The following is a 20561-nucleotide window of genomic DNA, read 5'->3' as shown; positions in this document are numbered from 1 at the left end:
GATATCCAGGGCTTCGCCTTCGGCCTTGCATTGTCCAAGCGTCGCCGCCTATGCGAACATCAGCTCCCGCACCAGGTCGGGTGCCGACTGAAGGCGCTTGATGAGGCTCTTGAGCTCTATTTGCTGCTCGCGCGTCAGGGCATTGACCTCGATGCGGTTGGATACCGGTATACCGGCGTAGATGTCATGCGTCTGCTGAGCGAGCAGCAAGCCGATCAGCATGGCATGACCAGCCAGCATCGCCTTCATGTCGCGCTCGCCGCCAATATCCAGCGCGATTAGTTTCTCGAGCCGGGCACGTGTGCTCCGCTCGCGGATGCCATGGCGAATTGCAAGCGTGCGTGCGGTCGCGACGATCGGAAAAAGCCCATGCTTTTTGATGTTCAGCCGGCCATCTTCAAGCTGAAAGCCGCCAAAAACAGTGAAGGGATTGCCGGTTGTCATCTGCTCGCCGAGAAGCTTTGCGAACACCGGCTCGGCGTGGCCACGCTCATATGCATATTCGATGAACTGCGCGGCCAGCGTCGTGTCGCCGTGAACCGGCCGCAGATCGTAGACGATATCGACGGTGAGCAGGTCCTCCGGCCGTAGGCGGCGAACCCAATCTTCGACGCGCGCCTTCCAGGTGTCGAGACTTCCGCGGAACGCGGCGTTCGCAGCCATTACCCCGCCTTTGCAATACGGCACGCCTGATATGTCGAGCATGTCGGCGAGCTTGGCGCCGAGAATTTTGAACCAGCGGTCTTCGGGCCCGTCCGGCTCGCCTTCTGCGAAGACGATTGCGTTGTCCTGGTCTGGGGCCATCAGGCTTTCGCCACGGCCGCCTGAGCCGAGCACGAGCGTGGCATAGGCGCAGGGCGGCGGGCCGTGGCCTTCGATTTGCATCTGTTGTTCGGCAAGCACGGCGGCGCGGCGGGTAAGGGAGCAAAGTTCGTCGCTGATGATTTCCGCCACCACGCGCGGGTCGATCGCCTCGCCGATCAGCGAACGCACCACGCCCGGCAGCATCGACCAGGTGGCCGCCAGTTCGGCGGCGTCCTTGGCATGCTCGATCGTGTCGTCGAGATCGATGGCAGCGGCGGCGCGGAGCCTCAGCAGGTCACGCGACGAAAGCACGCCGACCAGCATGCCGCCGTCATCGCGGACGGCGAGGTGGCGGACTTTCAGCCGATCCATGCGGCCGATCGCCCGATAAGCGAAGGCGGCGGCGCGGATGCTTATCAGCGGTCGCGTTGCGATGCTTGCGACCGGCATGTCAAAGGCGCGCTCGGCGTCGGACGATATGCGGCGCAGCAGGTCACGCTCGGTAACGATGCCATAGTCCTCAATCGGCTGATCCGGCGCTCCTCGGTCGGACACGAGGACCGAACTGATCTTGCGCTTCACCATGAGGTCGATGACCTGCCTTGTCGGCTTAGTCGACTTCACCACGACCGGCGGGCCGCTCATCAGGCTGCCGACGCGATGGCGATAGGCATAGGGATCAACCGGCTGAAACGCGGGAGCCTGGGGTCGCGACACCGGCTCGGCCCAGCCGGCGCGATGGCCGGCTTCGAGAGCGTCCGAAAGGGCAAGGCAGGCGACCTCTGCCTCTCCGAGTGTTCGGATGTTGCGCTTGCGCAGTTCCGGAATCAGCGCGGCAAAGATGTCTCCCGCCGCGATCGCATCGCCCAGAGCCGAATGGCGGCCAGCTATCTCCAGGCGAAGCCAGGCGGCGATCGTTTCCAGCGAATGGTCTGCCAGATTGGGATTTGCTATGGTTGCAAGAAGCCGGACGCACAGCGCCCGAGGCTTTTTCCAGGGCAAACGGGCGCGTCGGCATTCGCGCTCCCATACCGCCAGATCGAAGCCGATCGAGTGGCCGACGAGGATACGGTCCCCGACGAACTCCTGGAATTGCGCCCATGCGTCCAGGAAGGTCCCAGCCCCGTCAACATCGGCATCCGTGATGCCGTGGACGAGCGAGACCTCGGACGGGATCGCTTCGCCGGGATCGATGAGGAGATCGAGCTGACGTTCCCGGACGACCTTGCCATGCGCGATGCCGATCGCGCCGATCTGGATCACGCGTGCCTTTGTGGCGTCGGGCCCGGTTGTTTCGGTGTCGACGGCCGCAGCCGCAATTGCTATCAGCGGTGTCGCGCCGGTCGCCGGCTTCAATTTCGTCCCTTTCGGCATAGCCGATAGCATTCCTCTGCCGGATGTCCCGGCTTGCCGAGACAGCGCTCTGTCGATGCCGGAAAGGTCGATCTTGCTTGCCCTGCAGCATAGCCGATCCTAGAGAGAAGCGCGGGCCGCGAAAAGACGTTGGCCGCGCAAGTGGAGGGCGGCCGCGATGTCGGCTGTAATGCGCCACAAGCGGTAATTGGGGTCCTCGCCTATCTTCGACTAGCTCGGGCCGGAAGTGGGACCGATCGCTTCCAGCGGTAATCATAGCAGACATTCAGTCGTGCAGGAGCGAAGTTATTGGCTGATCGTTGGGGGCCTTTGCCTTCGCTCAGTAGGAACGTCGCTAAGGGGCGAGACGTGACCCTGGTGGCGGCGCAAGGCGGTGGCTGACGATCTGCCGGCCTCTGACACTAATCCCGGCCCTGACGGTCAAGAGCTTCTCGACTATGCCAAAGGCGGTCACGAATGCCTTGCGATATGTTCGACAAGGCGAGGTGCTTCCTCGGCGATCGCCAAGATGATGCCTGACTTGCGTGTGGAGGCGAAGTCCAGCCCTGCGAAGTAAAGGCCCGGCAGGGCGGCCACGCCATCCGCGTGAACAGGCTGTCCCGCGCTGTCGAGCGCACCGGGAAGCCTCATCCAACTGAAATCGCCCCTAAAACCCGTGCACCACACCACGCTCGTTACGCCGGAGCGGGAGAGATCGAGCGAACCGATCGTCGGGTTCGGCTGACGCATCGCGACCGTCTCCGCCGGGTCGGGCTCCGCAACGGGTGCATCGATCCCGGCGCGGCTGATATAGTCGTCGACATGGCGTTTGACATTTTCGGAGGCTTCATCCGCAAAGCGGGCATTCGCTTCGAGATCGTCGGCAAACGAGAGGCTGCCGCCATCCTCGATGCCGGTGAGGCGCCCAAGAAGCACGACACCCTGGGCGCTCAGCGCCTGAAGGCTTATCGTATGCATCGACCCGAGCACACCACGCGGCGGGATGCGTCCCGCAAGTCGAATGACTTCCTCCCGGCGCACGTCGAGAAACCCGCTTTCGAGCAGCCAGACCATGATGTCGCGACCCCGGTAGCGCCGTGGGAGCCGTCCGACACGACTGGTCGCAAGGAAGACCGTTCGACCCACGTCCGCCAATTCCTCCGCGATCTGAACACCAGATTGGCCGCCTCCGACCACCAGCACCGCTCCATCGGGCAGATCGGCAGCGCTGCGGTAGCCGGAGGCGTCGATCTGGTGGAGAGCTGGCGACAACGCGGTGGCCCAGACCGGGCGCACCGGACAATTCAGGCTGCCGCTTGCGACGATCACATTGCGCGCCCAAAGCGTGCCGTGTGAGGTGGTCAGCCGATAGGCGCCATTCTCGTGCGTGAGTTCGCTTACCGCAGTATCCGGTTCGATCGGCAGCGCGTTGCGCCCAGCGAAATCCTCAAGGAGAGTGACGAACTGATCGCGCGTCAGGGCACCATCCGGATCCGGACCGTCATAGCAATCGCCCGGCATGACGGTCTGGACGTTGGGAGTATTCATCCGAAATGAATCCCATCGCTGTGTAAGCCAGGTCTCTCCTATGCGGCCCCGCTCCAATACGCTGTGGCGCAGGCCCCGTCGCGCCAGCCAATAGCTGACACCCAGGCCGGCCCAGCCGGCCCCGATGACGACAGCATCGAGAACATCGCCGCCGTCAGTCATTTGCTGCGGTGATCTCATAATCGCCCCCCCCGGCGATCTCGCCAGCCCCGCGCAGCATTAAGCCTTGTCCATGGCAATGAGTCCAGCACCGCCGATTTCCGTCCGACTGGCCGAGCGCATTCCGGTTCGCCAGCGCCGCCGGGCCGCGTCGATGGCCAAATTTTAGGCTGTGGCGCTCGCAAAGTGCGCCGGTCGGTCCGGAGCTGCGCCCGCACGTCCATCCGAATCCCGGAGGTTCACCGTCCAGGCGGCATATTCGCCTTAAAGTGATTTGATACGGTCGAAGCGCTCGCACATTGTCGGCCAGTTTGTTGCCGAGGCAGCCGATGGACGAGATCAAGCGGGTTGCTGTGGGATGCATCGGGCGCGCCGTTATGTTCGGATCGCTTGCCATCGGCTGCGTCATGATCGGCTTCTCCTTCAACCCGGTATCCGCCTTCCGCGCCGGCGCGTTCCTTACGCTGACCATGGTTCTGGCGCTGATGTGGAAAGCCACGACCGCAGGCAGCAAGAATCCCAAGCACACCGAAGTCTGGCTCTATCTCGACGAGAAATCGCGCCCAGCCGATGGCCCGGCGCGACGGGTGTTCAGCACCGTCATGAGCGACGTTTACAAACTCTACGCCCGGATCGCGCTCGGCGTTGCGGTCGGCTTCTTCCTGGTGTCGCTCGTGCTGATGCTGTTCGGTCTGGAAGCTTACAGGCCGCCCAGCAAATAGGAGGCCGCTCCGCCCATCCCCGTCCCTCGGCCTGCAGGAGCCCGGGTTTTTATCACTTGGCCGATCAGGCTCGGAAGCACAGCTCTAAGCAGAAAACAAACCAAATTATCATCAGAATTGAGAAAAATATTCTAAGAACCGCTGGAAAATAGCACTCGACAAAGTCTACTGATTTTATAGATTAACCGCCGAAGACGGAGGTCGATATGTCCTATTTCCAGAACGCCCGGACTGCCCGCAAAGGCCAAAGGCTTGGTTCTGACCAGACTTGGCGGCCGGCCTATGCAGGCGCCTTTGCCTACCTCGTTTTTGCCCTTGCGTTTGTGTTCACCGGAGCGGTTGTTCTGGGCCTTATCCCTTGACCATGAAGTCCCGAGCCGTCGGGCCCTGAATGATCAGGGGGTAGCGACCTGCCGCTTTCAGAATACCGGAGTTGAATGAACCGAATTCAGGTGCGCTTTTGCGCGCCCGTGATCCCAACGTGATGGAGGAGATGGCAATGCCGATCGAGTTCACGCATGTTCCCGGTAAAGCTCACCCCGCCGACTCAACCGTGCCGTTTTTCTACGATTTCGCGGAAACCGCGACAAAGCTGTCGCTGGTCGAGGACATCGGTTTCCAAAAGATCGTCGTCGACGATCCGGCTGGGCTGCTGACCAATATGGATATTGCCGCCCAGGCGCTGAGCCGCACCTCGTCGCTGGAGGTCGTTCTCGCACATTGGGCGGGTGTGATCGAGCCGACGGTGGCGGCGCGGCAATTGGCAGCCCTCGACGCAGAAAGTGGCGGTCGGCTGTCGCTCAGGATGCTCAGCGAGCCGCTGAGCGACGACGACGCCGAGGCACGTCCGGTCGGCCATACGGTCGTCTGGCAGCGGATCGACGAATATCTGGTGCTGCTGAAGCGGTTATGGTCGAACGACAGGCCGTTTGATCATGAAGGCGCCTTCTACAGCGTCAGGGCCGGCTATGTGCCGCGCAAGGGACCGCATGGCGCCGACATGACCATCCGCATGGGCGGACAGTCCGGAACGGCCCTCAGGGTCGCCGGGCGGCATGCCGATGTCTTCGAGCTGACGCCGGGTTCGCTCGACGAGATCCGGCAGCTGATGGAGCGGGTGCGCAGTGCCGCCGCCGAACACGGCCGGGCCGGCAAGCTGCGTTTCGCGCTTCCCGTCCGGATCCGTTCGGAGGACAACGCCGCCTGTCAGAAGGCGGTCGAAATTGCCGGGCCTCCGGCGCAGGTCGCGCTGGCGCTGCTTCCTTATGCGGCCTTGGGAATCCAGGAATTCATGATCGTTGGCGTCGACAGGCCGCGCGAAATCGCGACGGCTGGCCGCGAGGTGATCGCGCTGTTGCGCAACTCGCTGGCGCGTCGCGAGGCCGATGCCCCGCAGCCCGAGGCGTTTGCGTCCCGCGTGGTCCGGGAGACACGTGCCGCAGGCTGAACGCTGGTTATTTCAGGACGCGTTCGACAATGTCGCCGAAGGTCGGCGGGTCGAACGCCGGCAGGATGAGAGGCTCGACGAAGCCGTCGCGCCGGGCCGTCAGCACATATTGCAGCATGGCCTCGTTATCAGGCATTTCAAAGACCTGAACGAAGTCATAGGCGCCCAGCGTGGCATAGAAGGCGACGGATTTGCCGCCAAGGGCTGCAACCCGCTCCTCGCTGATTTTCCGGCGATCGGGGCTGCCGGCAAGCTCAGCCAGCCCCTTATCGGTCAACCGCATCAGCGAGACGTAAAGCCGGCCGGTCTTGGCTGCGGCAGGTGTGTCGGCAGTGTCTTCGGGCATATCAGTGCGCCTTGCCGGAGAGTAGCGACAGCGCCGCGATAACGGCGCTTGAATCGGTCAGCGCGCCGAAAATCCCATTTTCGACCGTCACCATGTGGAGTGCAGCCTCATGCGCATATCTGTCGCCGCTGGCGCAAGCATCCGTGATCGTCAGGCACTGGAAATTCCGGTCGCAGGCCTCGCGCAAGGTCGTGTGCACGCAGACATCGGTCGTGCATCCTGAAAACAGCAGATGCGTGATGCCCTGCGCGCGCAGCACGTGCTCGAAATCGGTGTAGGTGAAAGCGCCATTGCAGGTCTTGTCGACGATGATGTCCTCAGGCGCGACGTCGATCTCGGGAACGATCTGGAAGCCGGGGCTCGAACGCAGCAGGATGTCGGTACCCTCAAGGCCGGCCCGCTTGCGGCGCCATTTCTCGTAGGGCGTCATGTCGGCCATGTCGGCCCGGTAGCCTTGCCTGGTGTGGATGATTTTCAGGCCTGCCGCGCGGGCGGCCGCGATCAGGCGGTTGACCGCCGGCAGGATGGCTCGCAGCGGGCTCGGATCGTATCCCTGCTTGGCGAAATAGCCAGATGTCGACAGGAAATCGCCCTGCAGGTCGATGACGACAAGAGCAGTATGTCCAGGCACCAGCCTGCCGTCGTAAGGAAAATCGAAAGGCGTCGCCTTGATCATTTTTCTCTCTTCTCCAGCGAGATATGTTTCGCCGGCTCAAGACCCCCGGGTTTCGTTCGGCAGGACGCCGATAGCGGACGGGTCAATCCGGCAGTCGATGACTTGTCCGGGAACGGCCGCGACGGCTGCTTCCGAGCGCAGCGTCGCCACCATCTGTTCGCCGGTCGCCGTCTTGAGCAGGATGCGTTCCAGCGCGCCGACAAAGGAATTCTCGACGACCGTCGCGCGAAAGCCGATCTCGTCGCCCGTTGCCTGGCCGATGCGGATGTCCTCGGGGCGCACCCAGACTGTGAGTGTGTCGCCGGGCCGCTCACGGCGGCCCTTGACGGCGGCAGAACCGAAGCGCGTGCCGAACGCCTCGACCATCGTCTCGTCATCATCGGCACGATGGCCGGACAGGAAATTGTTCTCGCCGAGAAAACCGGCGACGAAGCGCGTCGACGGTTTTTTGTAGAGGTCGCGGGGCAGCCCGATTTCGACGATGCGGCCGTGGTTGAACACCGCGATGCGATCGGACATGGCGATCGCCTCCTCCTGGTCATGGGTAACGTAGACGAAGGTCACCCCGGTCTCGCGATGCAGCCGTTTCAGTTCCTTCTGCATGGATTCGCGCAGCATGCGGTCGAGCGCCGAAAGCGGCTCGTCGAGCAGCAGGATGCGCGGCCCGAAGGCCAAGGCGCGGGCGATGGCAACGCGCTGCTGCTGACCGCCGGACAGTTCGCGCGGCTTGCGCCCGGCCAGATTGTCGAGGCCGACCAGCGACAGCATCTCGGCCACCCGCGCGGCGATCTTCGGCTTCTCCCATTTGCGGACGCGGAGGGAGAAGGCGATGTTGTTGGCGACCGAGAGATGCGGGAACAGCGCATAACCCTGGAAGACGAAGCCGAAATTGCGGTCCTCGGGGTCGACATTGGTGATGTCCTTGCCGTCGAGGCGGATCGTCCCCTTGCTCGGCGTGGTGAAGCCGGCCAGCGACATCAGCAAGGTCGTCTTGCCGGACCCCGAGGGCCCGAGCAAGGTGACGAACTCTCCCGCCTCGACCGAGAGGTTGATCCCGGTCAAGGCGGTGACCTTGTCATAGGTCTTTTCGAGATCGTCGATGACCAGCAATGCCATCAGTTCGAGACCATATCAGATCGGGTCCCTGATCAGCGGTGCGGTCGAGCAATGCAGGCCGCCGCCGCCGAGCTCGACCGTCTCGTAATTGCAGGTCAGCACGGTGATCCCGGCCGCGTCGAGCCTGTCGGCCAGGCGCTTCGAGCGGCTGCCATGCATGATCACCCGGCCGGGCGCGACGGCTAGGCAGTTGAGCGACATGGCGCTGTCCTCGGGAGGCAGTTCGATCATCTTGATGCCGCGCTTCTCCAGATATTCAATGAACGGGTAGGGCAGTTCGTTGACATTGACGATCGCCGTCTCGACGTCGACCATAATGAAAGCGCCGTCGATGTGAATACGGTATCCGGGCATCGGCACCTTGATCAGCGTCACGCCGAGGCCGGCGAGGATGCTCTCGACCTGCCGCACGCCTTCCGGGTTGCAGGCGATGGAGACCGTGCAGACGGCGGTCTTGGCATCGATGAAGGCAAAGCCGCCGCCTTCGAAGACGGCCGATCCGTGGATGGTGCCGAGAATCGGGCATCCGGCCTTGGCCAGCGCCCGGGTCACCGGCAGTTCCTCGCCACGGCGCACCCGCCGCGCCAGGCGGGTGACGATGGCGCCGCCCGGAATGCCGATGACGCTGTCGCGCGTGTAGATCTGCTTCATCGCGCCGGGAGCGGCCTTGTCGACGAGAATGACGTCGACGCCTTCCGAACGCAGCAAACCGGTGAATTCGTCATGGGCGCGCTGCATGGCGGGCAGGTCCGGCATGGTGCGGCCCATCCAGTACCAGCCTTTTTCCGGATCGCCGAAGCCGCCGACCTCGGGCATCGGCTTGTTCTCGACGACGGAAAGCTCGTCGCCGGGGCGATGCATCAGGACGGCGCGCAGCTTGCCGACATCGTTCGAGCAGCCCCAATGGCGGCCCCATACCGGGATCTGCTCCTCAGCGGTGTCGAAGCCCGGTTCCGGAACGGAGCCGAAGATGCTGAAGAACTTGTTCTCACGGTATTCGTTGTCACTCATCGCGGTGCTCATGGGTATTCCTTCCTTTCGATTGTTCCGAGGTGTCTGAATTAGAATTTCCGTTGCTGTTGCCTGCGTTCAACCAGCGCGCGTGCGACCAGCGCCAGCACGGTGACGACGAGCAGGACAGTGGCGATCGCCGCCAGCGCCGGGTCGACCGCATCCTGGATGCTCGTCCAGATGCGGCGTGGCAGCGTGACGACGGCGCGTCCGGTGATGAACAGCGTCACCGTGATCTCGTCCCATGAGGCGACAAAGGCGAGCAGGGCGCCGGCGGCAACGCCGGGAACGATATTCGGCAGGATCACCTTGCCGAAGACGGTCATCGGCCTGGCGCCGAGGCTTCTCGCCGCCTGCACCAGCCGCTGGTCGAGGTTGGAGAGCGACGCGCCGATGGCCAGCACCGTCAGCGGCAGGGCCAGCACGACATGCACCAGGATGACGCCGGTGTAGCTGTCGAGCAGCGACAGCCGCGCCCACAGCTTGACCATGCCGACCGCGTAGATGATCGGCGGCACGATCATCGGCGACAGCAGGAGGATGCGCATCAGGGACGGCCACCAGCCGCCCGCCGCCCAGGCGCCGACGGCGAAGGCGACGCCGAGAGCCGTGGCGATCGCGGCGCAGGCCAGCGCGATGCCGGCGCTGGTCAGCATGCTTGGCAGCCAGCCCTTGCTCCAGTCGGTCAGTGCCGCGAAATGCTCCATCGAAATGCCGTCCTGCGGCAGCGACAGGTAATCGCGGTCGGTGAGCGCGACCGGGATCACCACCAGGATCGGAACGAACAGGAAGCCGAGCAGGCACCAAGCGAGCAGGCGCGGCAGGCCGACTTCTATGATGCGCCGGAGCCTCATTGCTGCGGCCTCGCGACGAAGGCGGCGCGCAGCGCCGGGCTGCGCATGGCAGCGAAGACAATAATGCCGACCACCAGAAGCAGCATCGTCGACAGCGATGTTGCCAGATCCCAGCGCGAGGTGCTCGATATCTGCACCGAGATGTATTCGGCGATCATCAAGGTTTTGCCGGCGCCGAGCAGAGCAGGCGTGACCAGGAAGCCGAGTGAGAAGACGAAGACGAACAACGTCGCCAGCGCAATGCCGGGCAGGCTGAGCGGCAGCCAGACGCGCCAAAAGATCGTGGCCGGGCGCGCGCCCAGCGAGCGCGCCGCCTGCATGATGCGGCGGTCGATGTCGGACAAATTGGCATAGAGCAGCAGGATGGCGAACGGCATCATGTAGTGCACCATGCCGATGGTCACGCCGAAGAGATTATAGACGAGGTCGAGCGGGCTCGAGATGACGCCCATCTCCATCAAAGCGCTGTTGAGAACGCCGCGCCGGCGCAAGATGGTGATCCAGGAAAATGCCCTGACCAGCACCGATATCCAGAACGGCACCAGCACTAGGAACAGCGAGATGCGGCGCCAGCCTGCCGACATATGGATGATGGCGAAGGCGACGATATAACTCGCCAGCACGGTCAGCACCGTCGTCATCAGAGACACTTTGAGCGTCGTCATGACGACGCGGCCCACGGCTGCGTTGGCGAACAGGCTCTGGTAGTTGGCAAGGCCGAACTTCGGCTCGGTCAGGCTCAATGCCAGAACCTGCAGGATCGGCGCTGCATAGAGGCCGATCGCCACCAGGCTGGCGGGAACGGTCAGCAGCAGAGCTGTTGTCTTGAAATTGCGCATCGGATCAAATTCGCATCGGATGAGGGGCCGCCGCCTTGCCGGCGGCAGCCCTTCCCTGTTGGCTCGTCAATCAGCTCGAGATGAAATCCAGATACTTGTTCTGGAGCTCGGTCTCGTGTTCCGCGTAATAGGCGGGGTTGAGCATGATCTGCGAGGCCGCGTTCTCCTTCGTCGTCGGGTTCACGGCGGCGTCCGCCGGCGTCATCAAGGCCAGGGTCTTGGGATTGGAAGGCCCGTTGCCCATGATCTGCAGCAGCACGAGCTGGCCTGCCGGATCGAGTGTCGAATTGATGAAATCGAACACTTTCTTGCCGGCGGGATTGCCCTTGGGAACCGACCATGCGCTGGCCGAAAGGATGTTCTGTTCCCAGATCCATTTGAACTTGTCGGGCGTCTCCTTGTTGAGCAGGTTGGCACGGGTGTGCCAGATGTTGCCCATCACGACTTCGCCCTCGCGGAACAATTGCTGTGTCTGCGCGCCGCCTTCCCAGAAGATGATGTCGGCAAGCATCGGCTTCAGCTTCTTGAACGCCCGGTCGACATCGAGCGGATAAAGGTCGGCGGGCGCGACGCCGTCCGCCATGAGGACGAATTCGAGCTGGCCCTGGATCCATTTGCACATGGTGCGTTTGCCGGGGAATTTCGCCGTGTCGAAGAAGTCGGCCCAGCCGGTGGGTGCTGTGCCCTTGGTCGCCTCGGCGTCATAGGCGAGCACGTTCGAATAGACATAGTTCGAGACGCCGAACTCCCCGGCGAAATTCTCGGGCACCTGCGATTTGTCGACGATCGTGTAGTCGATCGGCTCGACCAGATTGCCCTTGCCCAGTGTCAGCGAGTCGATCATGCCGCCGTCGGTGGCGTCCCAGATGACCTTGCCGGACTCGACCATGGCCCTGATTGTCCCGACTGCTGGCCCGGCCCCGTCGATCACCACTTTCATGCCGCTCTTCTTGGTGAAGGGGTCGCCATAGGCCTTGGCGAAGGCGTCCGCCGCGGCACCGCCCCAGTTGCAGACGACGATTTCGGAGGCGTCGGCCTGGGCAACACCCGGCTTGAAGGCGGCCGCAAGTCCGAGGCCGCCGAGGGCAAAGAGGAAAGATCGGCGATCGATCTCACCGCGGTTGAATTTTTCCAGCGCGATCTGCGCCGCGTCTTGTGCGAAATGCGAGATTGTCATTTTTCATTCTCCCATTGTTGATGGTGACTGCATGTCTTCGCGGATTTGATCCGTCTCTGTTTAGATTCCCACTCTTGCCGGCGGTCGATTTTCCGCTGAGGCGTTTCCTGCCAGTTTCCAATGCGCCTTGCGCGGCGCGGCCACGGAGTGGCGCACGACAAGCTTCACCGCGACCGGCTCTGCATCCGGAATCTCGGCGCCGTTGATGTGGTCGATCAGCAGGCCGACCGCCCGGCGCCCGAATTCCTCGGCGGATTGGTGGATGGCCGTCAGCGGCGGATCGAGAAGATCGACATTGCGGATGTCGTCGAAACCGACCAGCGACAGCTCGGCCGGCACGGTGATGCCGAGCTTGCGGCAGCCTTGCAAAATCCCCAGCGCCAGCATGTCGGCGGAGGCGAAGATGGCGGTCGGCGGATTGTCGAGTGCGGCGAACTGCAGTATGGCACGCAGGCCTGACTGTTCGTCGTAGTCGCCGAAGAAGACGTGATCGGGATTCACCCTCAGGCCACTATTCTTGAGACTGTCCTTGAAGGCGCCGAACCGTTCCCTGCTGCTGAGCAGCGCCGGCGGGCCGCCGACGAAGGCGATCGTCTCGTGCCCATGCGCCAGAAGATGATCGGTGGCAAGCTGGGCGCCGAGACGGTTATCGGCAAACAGTCGCGGCGCCATGGCGCCCGGAACATCCTCGTCGACCAGGACGACGTTGCTGCAGGCATTGATCTTCTCGACGAGCGCGCCATCGTCCGGATGGTTGGTCATCAGCAGGATGCCGTCCACCTGTGCGTCGTCGATGCGCGACAGGAAGGCCAGTTCCTTGGCGGCGATGTTGCGGCTGTTGAACATCACCAGGCTATAGCCGAGACGGCTCGCTTCCTCTTCCGCCGAACTCGCGATGGCGGCGAAAAATGGGTAGGAGATGTCGGAAACGATCAGGCCGATGGTTTCGCTGCGGCCCTTGCTGAGGCGTCGCGCGATGGCGTTGGGGCGATACTCCAGCTTCGCCACGGCGGCTCTGATGCGCTCGCTGGTTTCCGCGGGCAGCTTGATACGGCCGTTCAGGTGACGTGACACGGTGGTGACCGAGACGCCGGCCGCGTGCGCCACATTCCTGATCGTCGATGCAGCGGGCTTTTTCATCGGAGGCTCGGCCACATTCCTTCAACAGTGCAAACGTCTGCGGCCCTCATATCGACTTCTCCCAACAGCCGAGAGTTCAGCATAGGCAACAGGGTTTGTAAACCGCTTTACTAAACCGGTTTCGTGAATTTGCGATCTGTCTTCGGAAACATAGGGTGGTGCCGCCACTAAAATTCGCGGCAGGGCGTGGTCGTGTGCTGATCCCTAACGGAGCCGGCTAACAGTGGGATCTTCCGACGCTATCTGGCCGCCAGCCGGTAGCGCTTGACGGTGCGAAGGCCAGCGCTCATTGCCGGCCTTTCCACATCAGCACCATGAAATAAGGCCCTCCGACCAGGGCAGCCAGCAGGGCCGCCGGAATCTGCCATGGGAAAATGAGCGTCCGGCCGGCCCAGTCGGCCAAAACAAGGATCATCCCGCCAAGGATCGCGGATGCGAAAAGCGGCGGCAAGGCGCGTTGGAAGCCGAGCATGCGGGCCAGGTGCGGCGCCATCAATCCGACGAAGCCCAGCGGTCCGATGACAAGCGTGGCTACTGTCGTCGGCACCGCAATAAGCACCAGTAGGATGACCCGAACGCGAAAGAGGCTAAGCCCGAGCCCGCGCGAGGCGGCTTCTCCAAGCGGCAGGATTTCTAGCCAGCGGATTGTGAGGGGCACGGTGGCCAGCAGAGCAGCCGCCGTCACAGCTGCGATTGTCGCATCGGCGGCGGTGGCCCGGTAGGTGGAGCCGGATAGCCAGCCGATGAGCGTATCGAGCCGAGGATCGCCGCTGGCGAGCAGCACCGCCGAGAATGCCGATGCCATCGTCGCCACGGCGACACCGGAAAGCAGCAACCGATCATTCGCGATGGGTTGCCGGCGGCCGGTCTGCGAAATCGTTGCCAGGCTGGCCAGAGCGCCGACGAGACCGGCCGCGATCATTGCCGGGCGGCTGACATCAGAAGTCGCTACGAAGAGCAGCAGTATGCCTAGGGAGGCGCCGCCGGAAACACCCAGCACCTCGGGCGCCGCCATCGGATTGCCGGTCATCCTCTGCATCAGCGTGCCGGCCACGCCCAGCATCATGCCAGCGGCAACCGCGACGGCGATGCGAGGCGCCCTGAGCGGCAGGAGGTCGGCAAGTTCGGCGGCCGAGGCCACGTGCCAGCCGGCCGCGCCTCGCCCGACAACAAGCGCGGCGAAGAGAAGAAGCGCCATCACGACGAGCCCAGCCAGCAGATAGACCCACCCGCTTCGCCTGCGCACGGAAGACAGCATGGCGCCGTCCCGATCCGGGCTGGTGCGCAATTTCGGCAGGAGAAGAAACAGCAGCGGCGCACCGAGGAAAGCAGTCGCCACGCCTGCCGGGATTTCGGAGGTGAACGGCACGACCTGCACCAGCCGGTCGGTCAGCCACAACAGCGCGGCGCCCGCTAGGGGCGCCCAGATCATGCGCTGGCGCAAGGTCCGTGCGCCGGCGAGCCTGACCAGCGCCGGCGCCGCAAGCGCCACGAAGCTGATGACGCCGACGGCTGCGACCACCATGCTGCTCAGCGCGACGGCGACAGTCATCCCGGCCAGCCGTGTCACCACGGGTTTCGTCCCGAGGCTTTCCGCACCCTCGTCGCTCAGGTCCAGAAGCCGCAGCGGCCGGAGCAGAAGGAAGGCAGCAACGCCGGCCACCGCGAGCCATGGCGCGAACCCGAGCACCACGGCGTCGCCGTTCTGGATCAGCGAGCCGCTCTGCCAGATGAAAAGCTCCTCGGAATATTCGCGATTGGCTGCCATCAGCAGGGCGCTCGCCGAACTGCATGTCAGGCTGACCACCAGGCCCGAAATGATGATCGCGACCGGCGAGAAACTCCGGCCCTGGGCCAGAGCCAAAACCGCCAGCGTCGACAAGGCGCCGCCGGCGAGCGCCACCCATTCGCGACCTTGCTCCAGCATCCACGGCGCGTAGAGCGTGGCGATCGTCAGGGCGACGGTAGCGCCTGCATTGGTGCCGATGGTCGTCGGCTCGGCGAGCGGATTGCGCAGCACCTGCTGGAGCAGCGTGCCGGTCAGGCCGAGCGCCGCGCCGGCCAGCAGGCTGATCGCCAGACGCGGCAGAAAGGCATGGCGATAGAGCAGCTGCCGCGGATCGGCAAAGTCCGTCGCCCCGAGCGATTGCCACCACATGTCGGCGGGCAACAGGCGCAAAAGCTGGGCAGCGGTAAGATATGCGGCGAGCACCGCCGGCACGCCGACGAGGGCGACGAGCATCCAGCCGCCTGCCACGAAACGAGCACGAGGGCCAGCCGTGGACTGCATGACGGTCATGCCCGGACCAGAAAATTTGCAAAACGGGTAGCGGCGGCAAGTCCGCCAAACGGCCATACCGGCGGGATTGTTCTGACGTTGCCGGCTTTGACGCAGGGAAGATTCGCCCAGAGGCTGCTTTGGTCAATCCTGATCTTCACATGCGGGGGGATCGGATCGAGGGAAATCACGCGAGCCTCGCCGATCGCAACCAGCTCTTCGATGCCCAGCATGGAAAACCCCCAGCCATCGGTCGGCGCCGTCCAGGCATTGGTGAGGCTCAGCCTGTCGAGCACGTCCTGGAACAGACCGCCCTTGCCGTAAACACGGACGTGACGGTCGTCGAACATGCTGACCACCGCGAGCGGTTGCTTTGCCTGTCCTGCCAATTGTGCCCTGATCCGGGTGATTGCCGCCGCCGTCTCCCGGATAAGCCGTTGCGCCTCCGCCTCGCGGCCGAGTTGCAGGCCAAGTTTCAGCGTTTCAATTTCGGCCTGGCGATAAGGCGCCTCGGCACCGTCGTAGAAGGGCACGGTGTGCACTGGCGCGATCCGCTTGAATGGTGCTTCGTCGAGCCCGAAGCCATAGGCGCCGGTGATCAGGTCGGGCTTGAGTTCCAGGAGCAGCTCGAGATTGGGCTCGCCGCGCGAGCCGAGATCGATGCAGCCGGCTGGAAGAGCCGGACCCACGACCCAGTCGCGGTAACCCTTGGTGTCGGCGACAGCGACCGGCCCGATGCCGAGCGAGATGACCATCTCGGCCGAGGTCCATTCGAGGCAGGCGATCCGCGGCGGCGGTGCCGCACGCGCCAGATCGCCGCGCAGACCGAGGCTCGTCGCGGCCAGGCCGGCAAGGCATCGGCGCCGCGTCAGGGGTGCCAATTGGGTCCGGGCCTGCACGCGAGGGTCACCATGTGTACTTTACCGAGCCCTTGATCCGGCGACCCTCGCCATAAAAGCAGCCAAAGCTTTCTGCGAAGCAGGAGGCGACATAGCGCTTGTCGAACAGATTGCTGACATTGAGGTTCAGCTCGGCGCTCTGCCATTTGTAGTGGAGCGCGGCATCGACGAGCGTGACGGCCGGCACCTTGAACGTATTGGCGTCGTCGCCGTAGGTCGAGCCGACATAGCGGATGCCGGCGCCGAGCCCGAGGCCCTCCAGCCTGCCGCTGCCGACAGTGTAGTTCGCCCACAGCGAGGCCGCGTGTGTCGGCACGCCGAAAGGCGTGTTGCCCTGGTTGCTCGTTCCATCCTCGTTGATGCTGGTCGGACTGGTGATCTCGGTGTCGAGATAGGTGTAGGCCGCCCTGAGGTCGAAGCCGGAATCAAGGCTCGCAACGCCTTCCAGCTCGATGCCGCGCGAGCGGATCTCGCCGGTCTGGAAGATGTCGTCGGGTCGGCCAACGCCGCCATAGCGCACGACATTCTGCCGGGTCAGGTCGAAGGCCGAAACGGTGACGAAGGAGTTCCAGCCGACCGGCTGATATTTCAGGCCGATTTCGTACTGCTTGCCGGTTTCGGGGACGAGGGGATTGCCGTTGCTGTCGGGGCCGGACACCGGCTGGAACGATTCGGAATAGCTGACATAAGGGGCAAGGCCGTTGTCGGCGAGATAAAGCAGGCCGGCGCGGCTGGTGAAGGCGTCGTCCTTCTGGCGGGGATCGAAAGCGCCGGCCAGATTGTCGTAGACTTTCGAGTCCGCCCAGTCCTGGCGTCCGCCGAGCGTCAGCCGCCAGTTGCCCAGCTTGATCTGGTCCTGCGCATAGAGGCCGACCTGCGATTGGGTCGTGTCTGTGTCTGTGTAGGGCGTCAGATCGGTGATTGGGCTGCCATAGACCGGATTGAAGATGTCGATCGGATCGACCGTCCCCTCCGAGGCATAGTCACGATAGGTGTAGCGCTTGTAGTCGAGGCCGAGAAGCAGTGTGTGGGCGAGCGGCCCGGTGTCGAAATCGGCCTGCGCCTGATTGTCGATGGTCACGCCGCTCAGCCTGGTGCCGCCGGCATCGGCATAGCGAGAGTATGTGCCATAGGGCGTCCCAGGTCCTTCGGGCGTCTCAGGTTCTTCCTCTAGAAGTCCACCACCGAAGACGCCTTCCTCGTAGTGCTTCAGATAGACATAGCGGGCATGCTGGCGAACCTGCCATGTCTCGTTGAAACGGTGATCGAACTCGTAACCGATCGACACCTGGTCATTGTTGTAGGTGTCGAAGTCCGGTTCGCCGACAAATCGGCTGTTCGGCAGGATCTGTCCGTATTTCGCAGGCCTGATAGTACCGTCCGCAGGCAGATACTGCATCGCCCATCCCGAGCGGTCGCGCTGATAGTTGGCGAGTATCGTCAGGCTGGTATCGGCATCCGGCTGCCAGGTCAGCGCCGGGGCGATGAAGATGCGGTCGTCCTTGACGAAATCTGTCTGGGTGTCGCCCATATGGGTGGCGCCGGTGAGGCGGAACAGCAGCGACTTGTCGGCGTTGACTGCGCCGCTGAAATCGAACTTTCCTTCATAGCGGTTGAAGCTCCCGGCGCCGAGCTCGACCTCGCGGAGGTTCTCCTCGGTCGGGCGTTTGCTGACGTAATTGATGATGCCGCCAGGACTTGCCTGGCCGTAAAGAACCGACGCCGGCCCGCGCAGGATTTCGTAACGTTCGGCGCCGTAGGAATCGAGCGCGGTGAACAGCGTGAAATTGCTTTCTTTGAGCTGCAGCCCGTCCTTGTAGAAGACGCCGCTGGAGTTCGAAATGCCGCGCATCTGCAAGCCGTGGCCACGATTGTCGGTGCCGTAGAGATTGCCGCTGGCGCCTGGAGTATAGCGCAGCGCACTGTTCAGGCTGTCCACCGCCTGCGCTTCCATCTGGTCTCTGGTGACGACCGATATCGACTGCGGCGTCTCGATCAGCGGGGTGTCGGTCTTGGTGGCGGTGGAGCCCTGGGTGGCGACATAGCCGTCGACCGTTCCAAAAGCGCTTTCGACGCGTTCCTGGACGTTGATCGGGGCGAGAGTGGTGGTCGCCTCCTGCGCGACGGCATGGCCGCCGCCAAGCAGCACAGGCAGCGACATCGCCGCGATCAGCAGGTTTCGGCGCGCAGGCATTTCATACCGGATTCTTCCGCGACCAGAACCACTCACCATCTCGGCCAGCCCTACTTTTTCGAATTTCGACGCAGATCCGGCGCGTCACGACATTTTGTTGACTCAAAAAGTCATCTTCATTGTTGACTAGTAAAGTCATGTTTCATAGTCAACCGGGCATCGGCGCCGAAAACCGGATTGCCGAAACCGATTTCGGAAATGCGCGCGCGAAGCCGAAGAGAGGCCAACACCGTGGCTGGAACACATGCCCAGACTGCCTTCCATATCGATGCGGTGCGCTTTGCTGTCGGCGAGCGGACGCTGCTCGGTCCTGTCACACTCGAGCTGCAACGCTCGCGCGTCTATGGGCTGATCGGGCACAACGGCTCGGGCAAGTCGACGCTGATCAAGCTCTTGGCGCGCCAGCAGCCGGCAAGCTCGGGCGGCATCACCTTCGCGCAGCGGCCGCTGGTGCAGTGGGGCGCGCGCGAGCTCGCCCGCGCGCTCGCCTATCTGCCGCAGACGACGCCGGCGGCGACCGGTCTCACCGTGCGCGAATTGGCGACGCTCGGGCGCTATCCCTGGCATGGCGCGCTCGGCCGCTTCGGGCATGAGGACAGGCGCCATGTCGACGAGGCGCTTGTCCTGACCGACATGGCTGACTTCACCGACCGGCTGGTGGACGAATTGTCCGGCGGCGAGCGCCAGCGCGCATGGCTGGCCATGCTGGTGGCGCAAAATGCCGGCGTCATGCTGCTCGACGAGCCGATCTCGGCGCTCGACATCGCCCATCAGGTCGAGGTGCTGGGGCTGGTCAGGGCTCTTAGCCGCAAACGCGATCTGTGCGTCGTCGTGGTGCTGCACGATCCCAATATGGCGGCGCGCTACTGCGACGAACTGATCGCGCTGAAGGATGGCAGGCTGCTGACGCGCGGCACGCCGGACCAGATCATGCAGGGCGACGTGCTCAAAGGAATTTTCGGTGTCGAAATGGGTGTGTTCGCGCACCCCGTCACCGGCCAGCCCATCGGCTATGTGCAATGAGGCCACTGTGAGAATAAGGAAAAAGCCCTTGTCCAGGCATGGTTTGTTCGCCGCGTTGGTCGCATCCGTCATCCTGTCGGCTGGCGGCACGGCCGCCCAGGAGCAACCGGGCGCGGCGCCGGCGATCGAGGCGCCCGCTCCCGCGCCGCCGGCGGAGGCCGCGCCAAACGCCGTCGTGCCGCAGGCGACGCAGCCCGGCGTGACCACGCCCACCCAGACCACACCCATCGAGACTGGTCCTTCGGCGGCGACGTCCCTGACCCTGCCGCATGATCTGTCGCCATGGGGCATGTTCATGGCAGCCGACATCGTCGTGAAAGCGGTGATGATCGGGCTGGCTTTCGCGTCCTTCGTCACCTGGACGATATGGCTGGCCAAGTCGCTGGAGATCCTTGGCGGCAAGCTGCGCGCACGCCGCGCGGCACAAGCCATCGGCAATGCCGCGACGCTGAACCAGGCCGGGCGCGCGCTTGGCCACAATGGTGGTCCCGGCGCCCTGCTGGTGCGGGCGGCGGAGGAAGAGGCAGCGCTTTCGGCCGGCTCGCTCGACCATGTGTCCGGCGACGGGCTGAAGGAACGGGTCACCTCGCGACTGTCACGCATCGAGGCGGCGGCGGCGCGGCGCATGTCGCGCGGCACCGGCGTGCTGGCGACGATCGGCTCGACCGCGCCGTTTGTCGGCCTTTTCGGCACCGTCTGGGGCATCATGAACGCCTTCATCGGCATCTCGCAGGCGCAGACCACCAATCTCGCGGTCGTTGCCCCGGGCATTGCAGAGGCCTTGCTGGCCACCGCGATGGGCCTTGTCGCGGCGATCCCGGCGGTGGTCATCTACAACGTCTTTGCGCGATCGATAGCCGGCTACAGGCAGATCCTTGCCGATGCGTCGGCGGGGGTCGAACGGCTGGTCAGCCGGGATCTCGATTTCCGCACGGTCGCGCCGGCAAAGTCGATGGCCGCGGAATGAACACGGAG

At 63.8% G+C, this 20561-nt stretch carries 18 protein-coding genes; 5 read left to right on the top strand and 13 right to left on the bottom strand.

Annotated elements, in window-relative coordinates; translation table 11 throughout:
• Nucleotides 1–48: 48 nt before the first annotated feature.
• Both EN885_RS06435 and EN885_RS06430 read right to left on the bottom strand, forming a co-directional pair.
• The gene (locus tag EN885_RS06435) at nt 49–2178 is read right to left on the bottom strand and encodes a DUF294 nucleotidyltransferase-like domain-containing protein (RefSeq protein WP_245493010.1); all 2130 of its coding nucleotides are present in this window, start codon (nt 2176–2178) and stop codon (nt 49–51) included.
• 450 nt (nt 2179–2628) lie between these two features.
• Nucleotides 2629–3867: an NAD(P)/FAD-dependent oxidoreductase gene (locus EN885_RS06430; RefSeq protein WP_128243524.1), complete on the bottom strand. Its 1239-nt coding sequence runs from the start codon at nt 3865–3867 to the stop codon at nt 2629–2631.
• 326 nt (nt 3868–4193) lie between these two features.
• On the opposite strand from EN885_RS06430, the gene EN885_RS06425 reads away from it, so the two are divergent.
• The 3 genes from EN885_RS06425 to EN885_RS06415 all read left to right on the top strand — a co-directional run bounded on the left by EN885_RS06425 (nt 4194) and on the right by EN885_RS06415 (nt 6033).
• Nucleotides 4194–4586 carry a hypothetical protein gene (locus EN885_RS06425; protein WP_128243525.1) on the top strand — a complete coding sequence of 131 codons (393 nt, stop codon included), beginning with the start codon at nt 4194–4196 and terminating at the stop codon, nt 4584–4586.
• Between the two features lie 206 nt (nt 4587–4792).
• Nucleotides 4793–4948 carry a hypothetical protein gene (locus tag EN885_RS06420; RefSeq protein WP_082982575.1) on the top strand — a complete coding sequence of 52 codons (156 nt, stop codon included), beginning with the start codon at nt 4793–4795 and terminating at the stop codon, nt 4946–4948.
• Between the two features lie 137 nt (nt 4949–5085).
• A complete protein-coding gene (locus EN885_RS06415) occupies nt 5086–6033 on the top strand; it encodes an LLM class flavin-dependent oxidoreductase (protein WP_128243552.1) in 948 nt (315 codons plus the stop codon).
• Between the two features lie 7 nt (nt 6034–6040).
• Here the strand turns inward: EN885_RS06415 and EN885_RS06410 are convergent, their stop codons facing one another.
• From EN885_RS06410 to EN885_RS06360, 11 genes are all read right to left on the bottom strand, one after another.
• Entirely contained in the window at nt 6041–6379 is a 339-nt protein-coding gene (locus tag EN885_RS06410) for a GYD domain-containing protein (RefSeq protein WP_128243526.1), read from the bottom strand.
• A gap of 1 nt (nt 6380) precedes the next feature.
• Nucleotides 6381–7055, bottom strand: coding sequence for an isochorismatase family cysteine hydrolase (locus EN885_RS06405; RefSeq protein ID WP_128243527.1), 675 nt, complete (start codon nt 7053–7055; stop codon nt 6381–6383).
• 36 nt (nt 7056–7091) lie between these two features.
• Nucleotides 7092–8171 (bottom strand): ABC transporter ATP-binding protein, encoded by a 1080-nt coding sequence (locus tag EN885_RS06400; RefSeq protein ID WP_128243528.1) that lies wholly within the window; start codon nt 8169–8171, stop codon nt 7092–7094.
• Nucleotides 8172–8186: 15 nt separating this feature from the next.
• Nucleotides 8187–9194 carry an arginine deiminase family protein gene (locus EN885_RS06395; RefSeq protein ID WP_006327249.1) on the bottom strand — a complete coding sequence of 336 codons (1008 nt, stop codon included), beginning with the start codon at nt 9192–9194 and terminating at the stop codon, nt 8187–8189.
• A 38-nt stretch (nt 9195–9232) separates the two neighbouring features.
• Entirely contained in the window at nt 9233–10036 is an 804-nt protein-coding gene (locus tag EN885_RS06390; RefSeq protein WP_128243529.1) for an ABC transporter permease, read from the bottom strand.
• Nucleotides 10033–10875, bottom strand: coding sequence for an ABC transporter permease (locus EN885_RS06385; protein WP_128243530.1), 843 nt, complete (start codon nt 10873–10875; stop codon nt 10033–10035). Before EN885_RS06385 ends, EN885_RS06390 begins: the two co-directional genes overlap by 4 nt.
• 70 nt (nt 10876–10945) lie before the next feature.
• On the bottom strand, nt 10946–12052 hold the full coding sequence (locus tag EN885_RS06380; protein ID WP_095484994.1) for an ABC transporter substrate-binding protein: 1107 nt from the start codon (nt 12050–12052) through the stop codon (nt 10946–10948).
• 60 nt (nt 12053–12112) lie between these two features.
• A complete protein-coding gene (locus tag EN885_RS06375) occupies nt 12113–13192 on the bottom strand; it encodes a LacI family DNA-binding transcriptional regulator (RefSeq protein WP_128243531.1) in 1080 nt (359 codons plus the stop codon).
• Nucleotides 13193–13478: 286 nt separating this feature from the next.
• Nucleotides 13479–15434, bottom strand: a complete 1956-nt coding sequence (gene fhuB, locus EN885_RS06370; RefSeq protein WP_164897792.1) for a Fe(3+)-hydroxamate ABC transporter permease FhuB — start codon at nt 15432–15434, stop codon at nt 13479–13481.
• 53 nt (nt 15435–15487) lie between these two features.
• Nucleotides 15488–16369 (bottom strand): ABC transporter substrate-binding protein, encoded by an 882-nt coding sequence (locus EN885_RS06365; RefSeq protein ID WP_245493009.1) that lies wholly within the window; start codon nt 16367–16369, stop codon nt 15488–15490.
• Nucleotides 16370–16376: 7 nt separating this feature from the next.
• Nucleotides 16377–18563 carry a TonB-dependent siderophore receptor gene (locus tag EN885_RS06360; protein ID WP_245493008.1) on the bottom strand — a complete coding sequence of 729 codons (2187 nt, stop codon included), beginning with the start codon at nt 18561–18563 and terminating at the stop codon, nt 16377–16379.
• A 231-nt stretch (nt 18564–18794) separates the two neighbouring features.
• On the opposite strand from EN885_RS06360, the gene EN885_RS06355 reads away from it, so the two are divergent.
• Together EN885_RS06355 and exbB are read left to right on the top strand one after the other, a co-directional pair.
• Entirely contained in the window at nt 18795–19586 is a 792-nt protein-coding gene (locus tag EN885_RS06355; protein ID WP_164897791.1) for an ATP-binding cassette domain-containing protein, read from the top strand.
• Nucleotides 19587–19614: 28 nt separating this feature from the next.
• A complete protein-coding gene (gene exbB, locus EN885_RS06350; RefSeq protein ID WP_128243534.1) occupies nt 19615–20553 on the top strand; it encodes a tonB-system energizer ExbB in 939 nt (312 codons plus the stop codon).
• Nucleotides 20554–20561 lie beyond the last annotated feature (8 nt).

This window comes from Mesorhizobium sp. M6A.T.Cr.TU.014.01.1.1, from assembly GCF_004022765.1.
Lineage (GTDB): Bacteria > Pseudomonadota > Alphaproteobacteria > Rhizobiales > Rhizobiaceae > Mesorhizobium > Mesorhizobium mediterraneum.
Note: the sequence above shows the minus strand (reverse complement) of the source record. Positions and strands in the feature narration are given on the sequence as shown.

Bases quoted from the DNA above. Each gene is read 5' to 3' on its own strand.
- fhuB (WP_164897792.1), bottom strand. From the start codon at position 15,434: ATGCTCGTCGCCCTCGTCGGCGTGCCGGCGGTGCTCGCCGCATATCTT.
- EN885_RS06380 (WP_095484994.1), bottom strand. From the start codon at position 12,052: ATGACAATCTCGCATTTCGCACAAGACGCGGCGCAGATCGCGCTGGAA.
- EN885_RS06420 (WP_082982575.1), top strand. From the start codon at position 4,793: ATGTCCTATTTCCAGAACGCCCGGACTGCCCGCAAAGGCCAAAGGCTT.
- EN885_RS06425 (WP_128243525.1), top strand. From the start codon at position 4,194: ATGGACGAGATCAAGCGGGTTGCTGTGGGATGCATCGGGCGCGCCGTT.
- EN885_RS06395 (WP_006327249.1), bottom strand. From the start codon at position 9,194: ATGAGCACCGCGATGAGTGACAACGAATACCGTGAGAACAAGTTCTTC.
- EN885_RS06405 (WP_128243527.1), bottom strand. From the start codon at position 7,055: ATGATCAAGGCGACGCCTTTCGATTTTCCTTACGACGGCAGGCTGGTG.
- EN885_RS06375 (WP_128243531.1), bottom strand. From the start codon at position 13,192: ATGAAAAAGCCCGCTGCATCGACGATCAGGAATGTGGCGCACGCGGCC.
- EN885_RS06400 (WP_128243528.1), bottom strand. From the start codon at position 8,171: ATGGCATTGCTGGTCATCGACGATCTCGAAAAGACCTATGACAAGGTC.
- EN885_RS06385 (WP_128243530.1), bottom strand. From the start codon at position 10,875: ATGCGCAATTTCAAGACAACAGCTCTGCTGCTGACCGTTCCCGCCAGC.
- EN885_RS06435 (WP_245493010.1), bottom strand. From the start codon at position 2,178: ATGCCGAAAGGGACGAAATTGAAGCCGGCGACCGGCGCGACACCGCTG.
- EN885_RS06390 (WP_128243529.1), bottom strand. From the start codon at position 10,036: ATGAGGCTCCGGCGCATCATAGAAGTCGGCCTGCCGCGCCTGCTCGCT.
- EN885_RS06410 (WP_128243526.1), bottom strand. From the start codon at position 6,379: ATGCCCGAAGACACTGCCGACACACCTGCCGCAGCCAAGACCGGCCGG.
- EN885_RS06415 (WP_128243552.1), top strand. From the start codon at position 5,086: ATGCCGATCGAGTTCACGCATGTTCCCGGTAAAGCTCACCCCGCCGAC.
- EN885_RS06360 (WP_245493008.1), bottom strand. From the start codon at position 18,563: ATGCCTGCGCGCCGAAACCTGCTGATCGCGGCGATGTCGCTGCCTGTG.
- EN885_RS06430 (WP_128243524.1), bottom strand. From the start codon at position 3,867: ATGACTGACGGCGGCGATGTTCTCGATGCTGTCGTCATCGGGGCCGGC.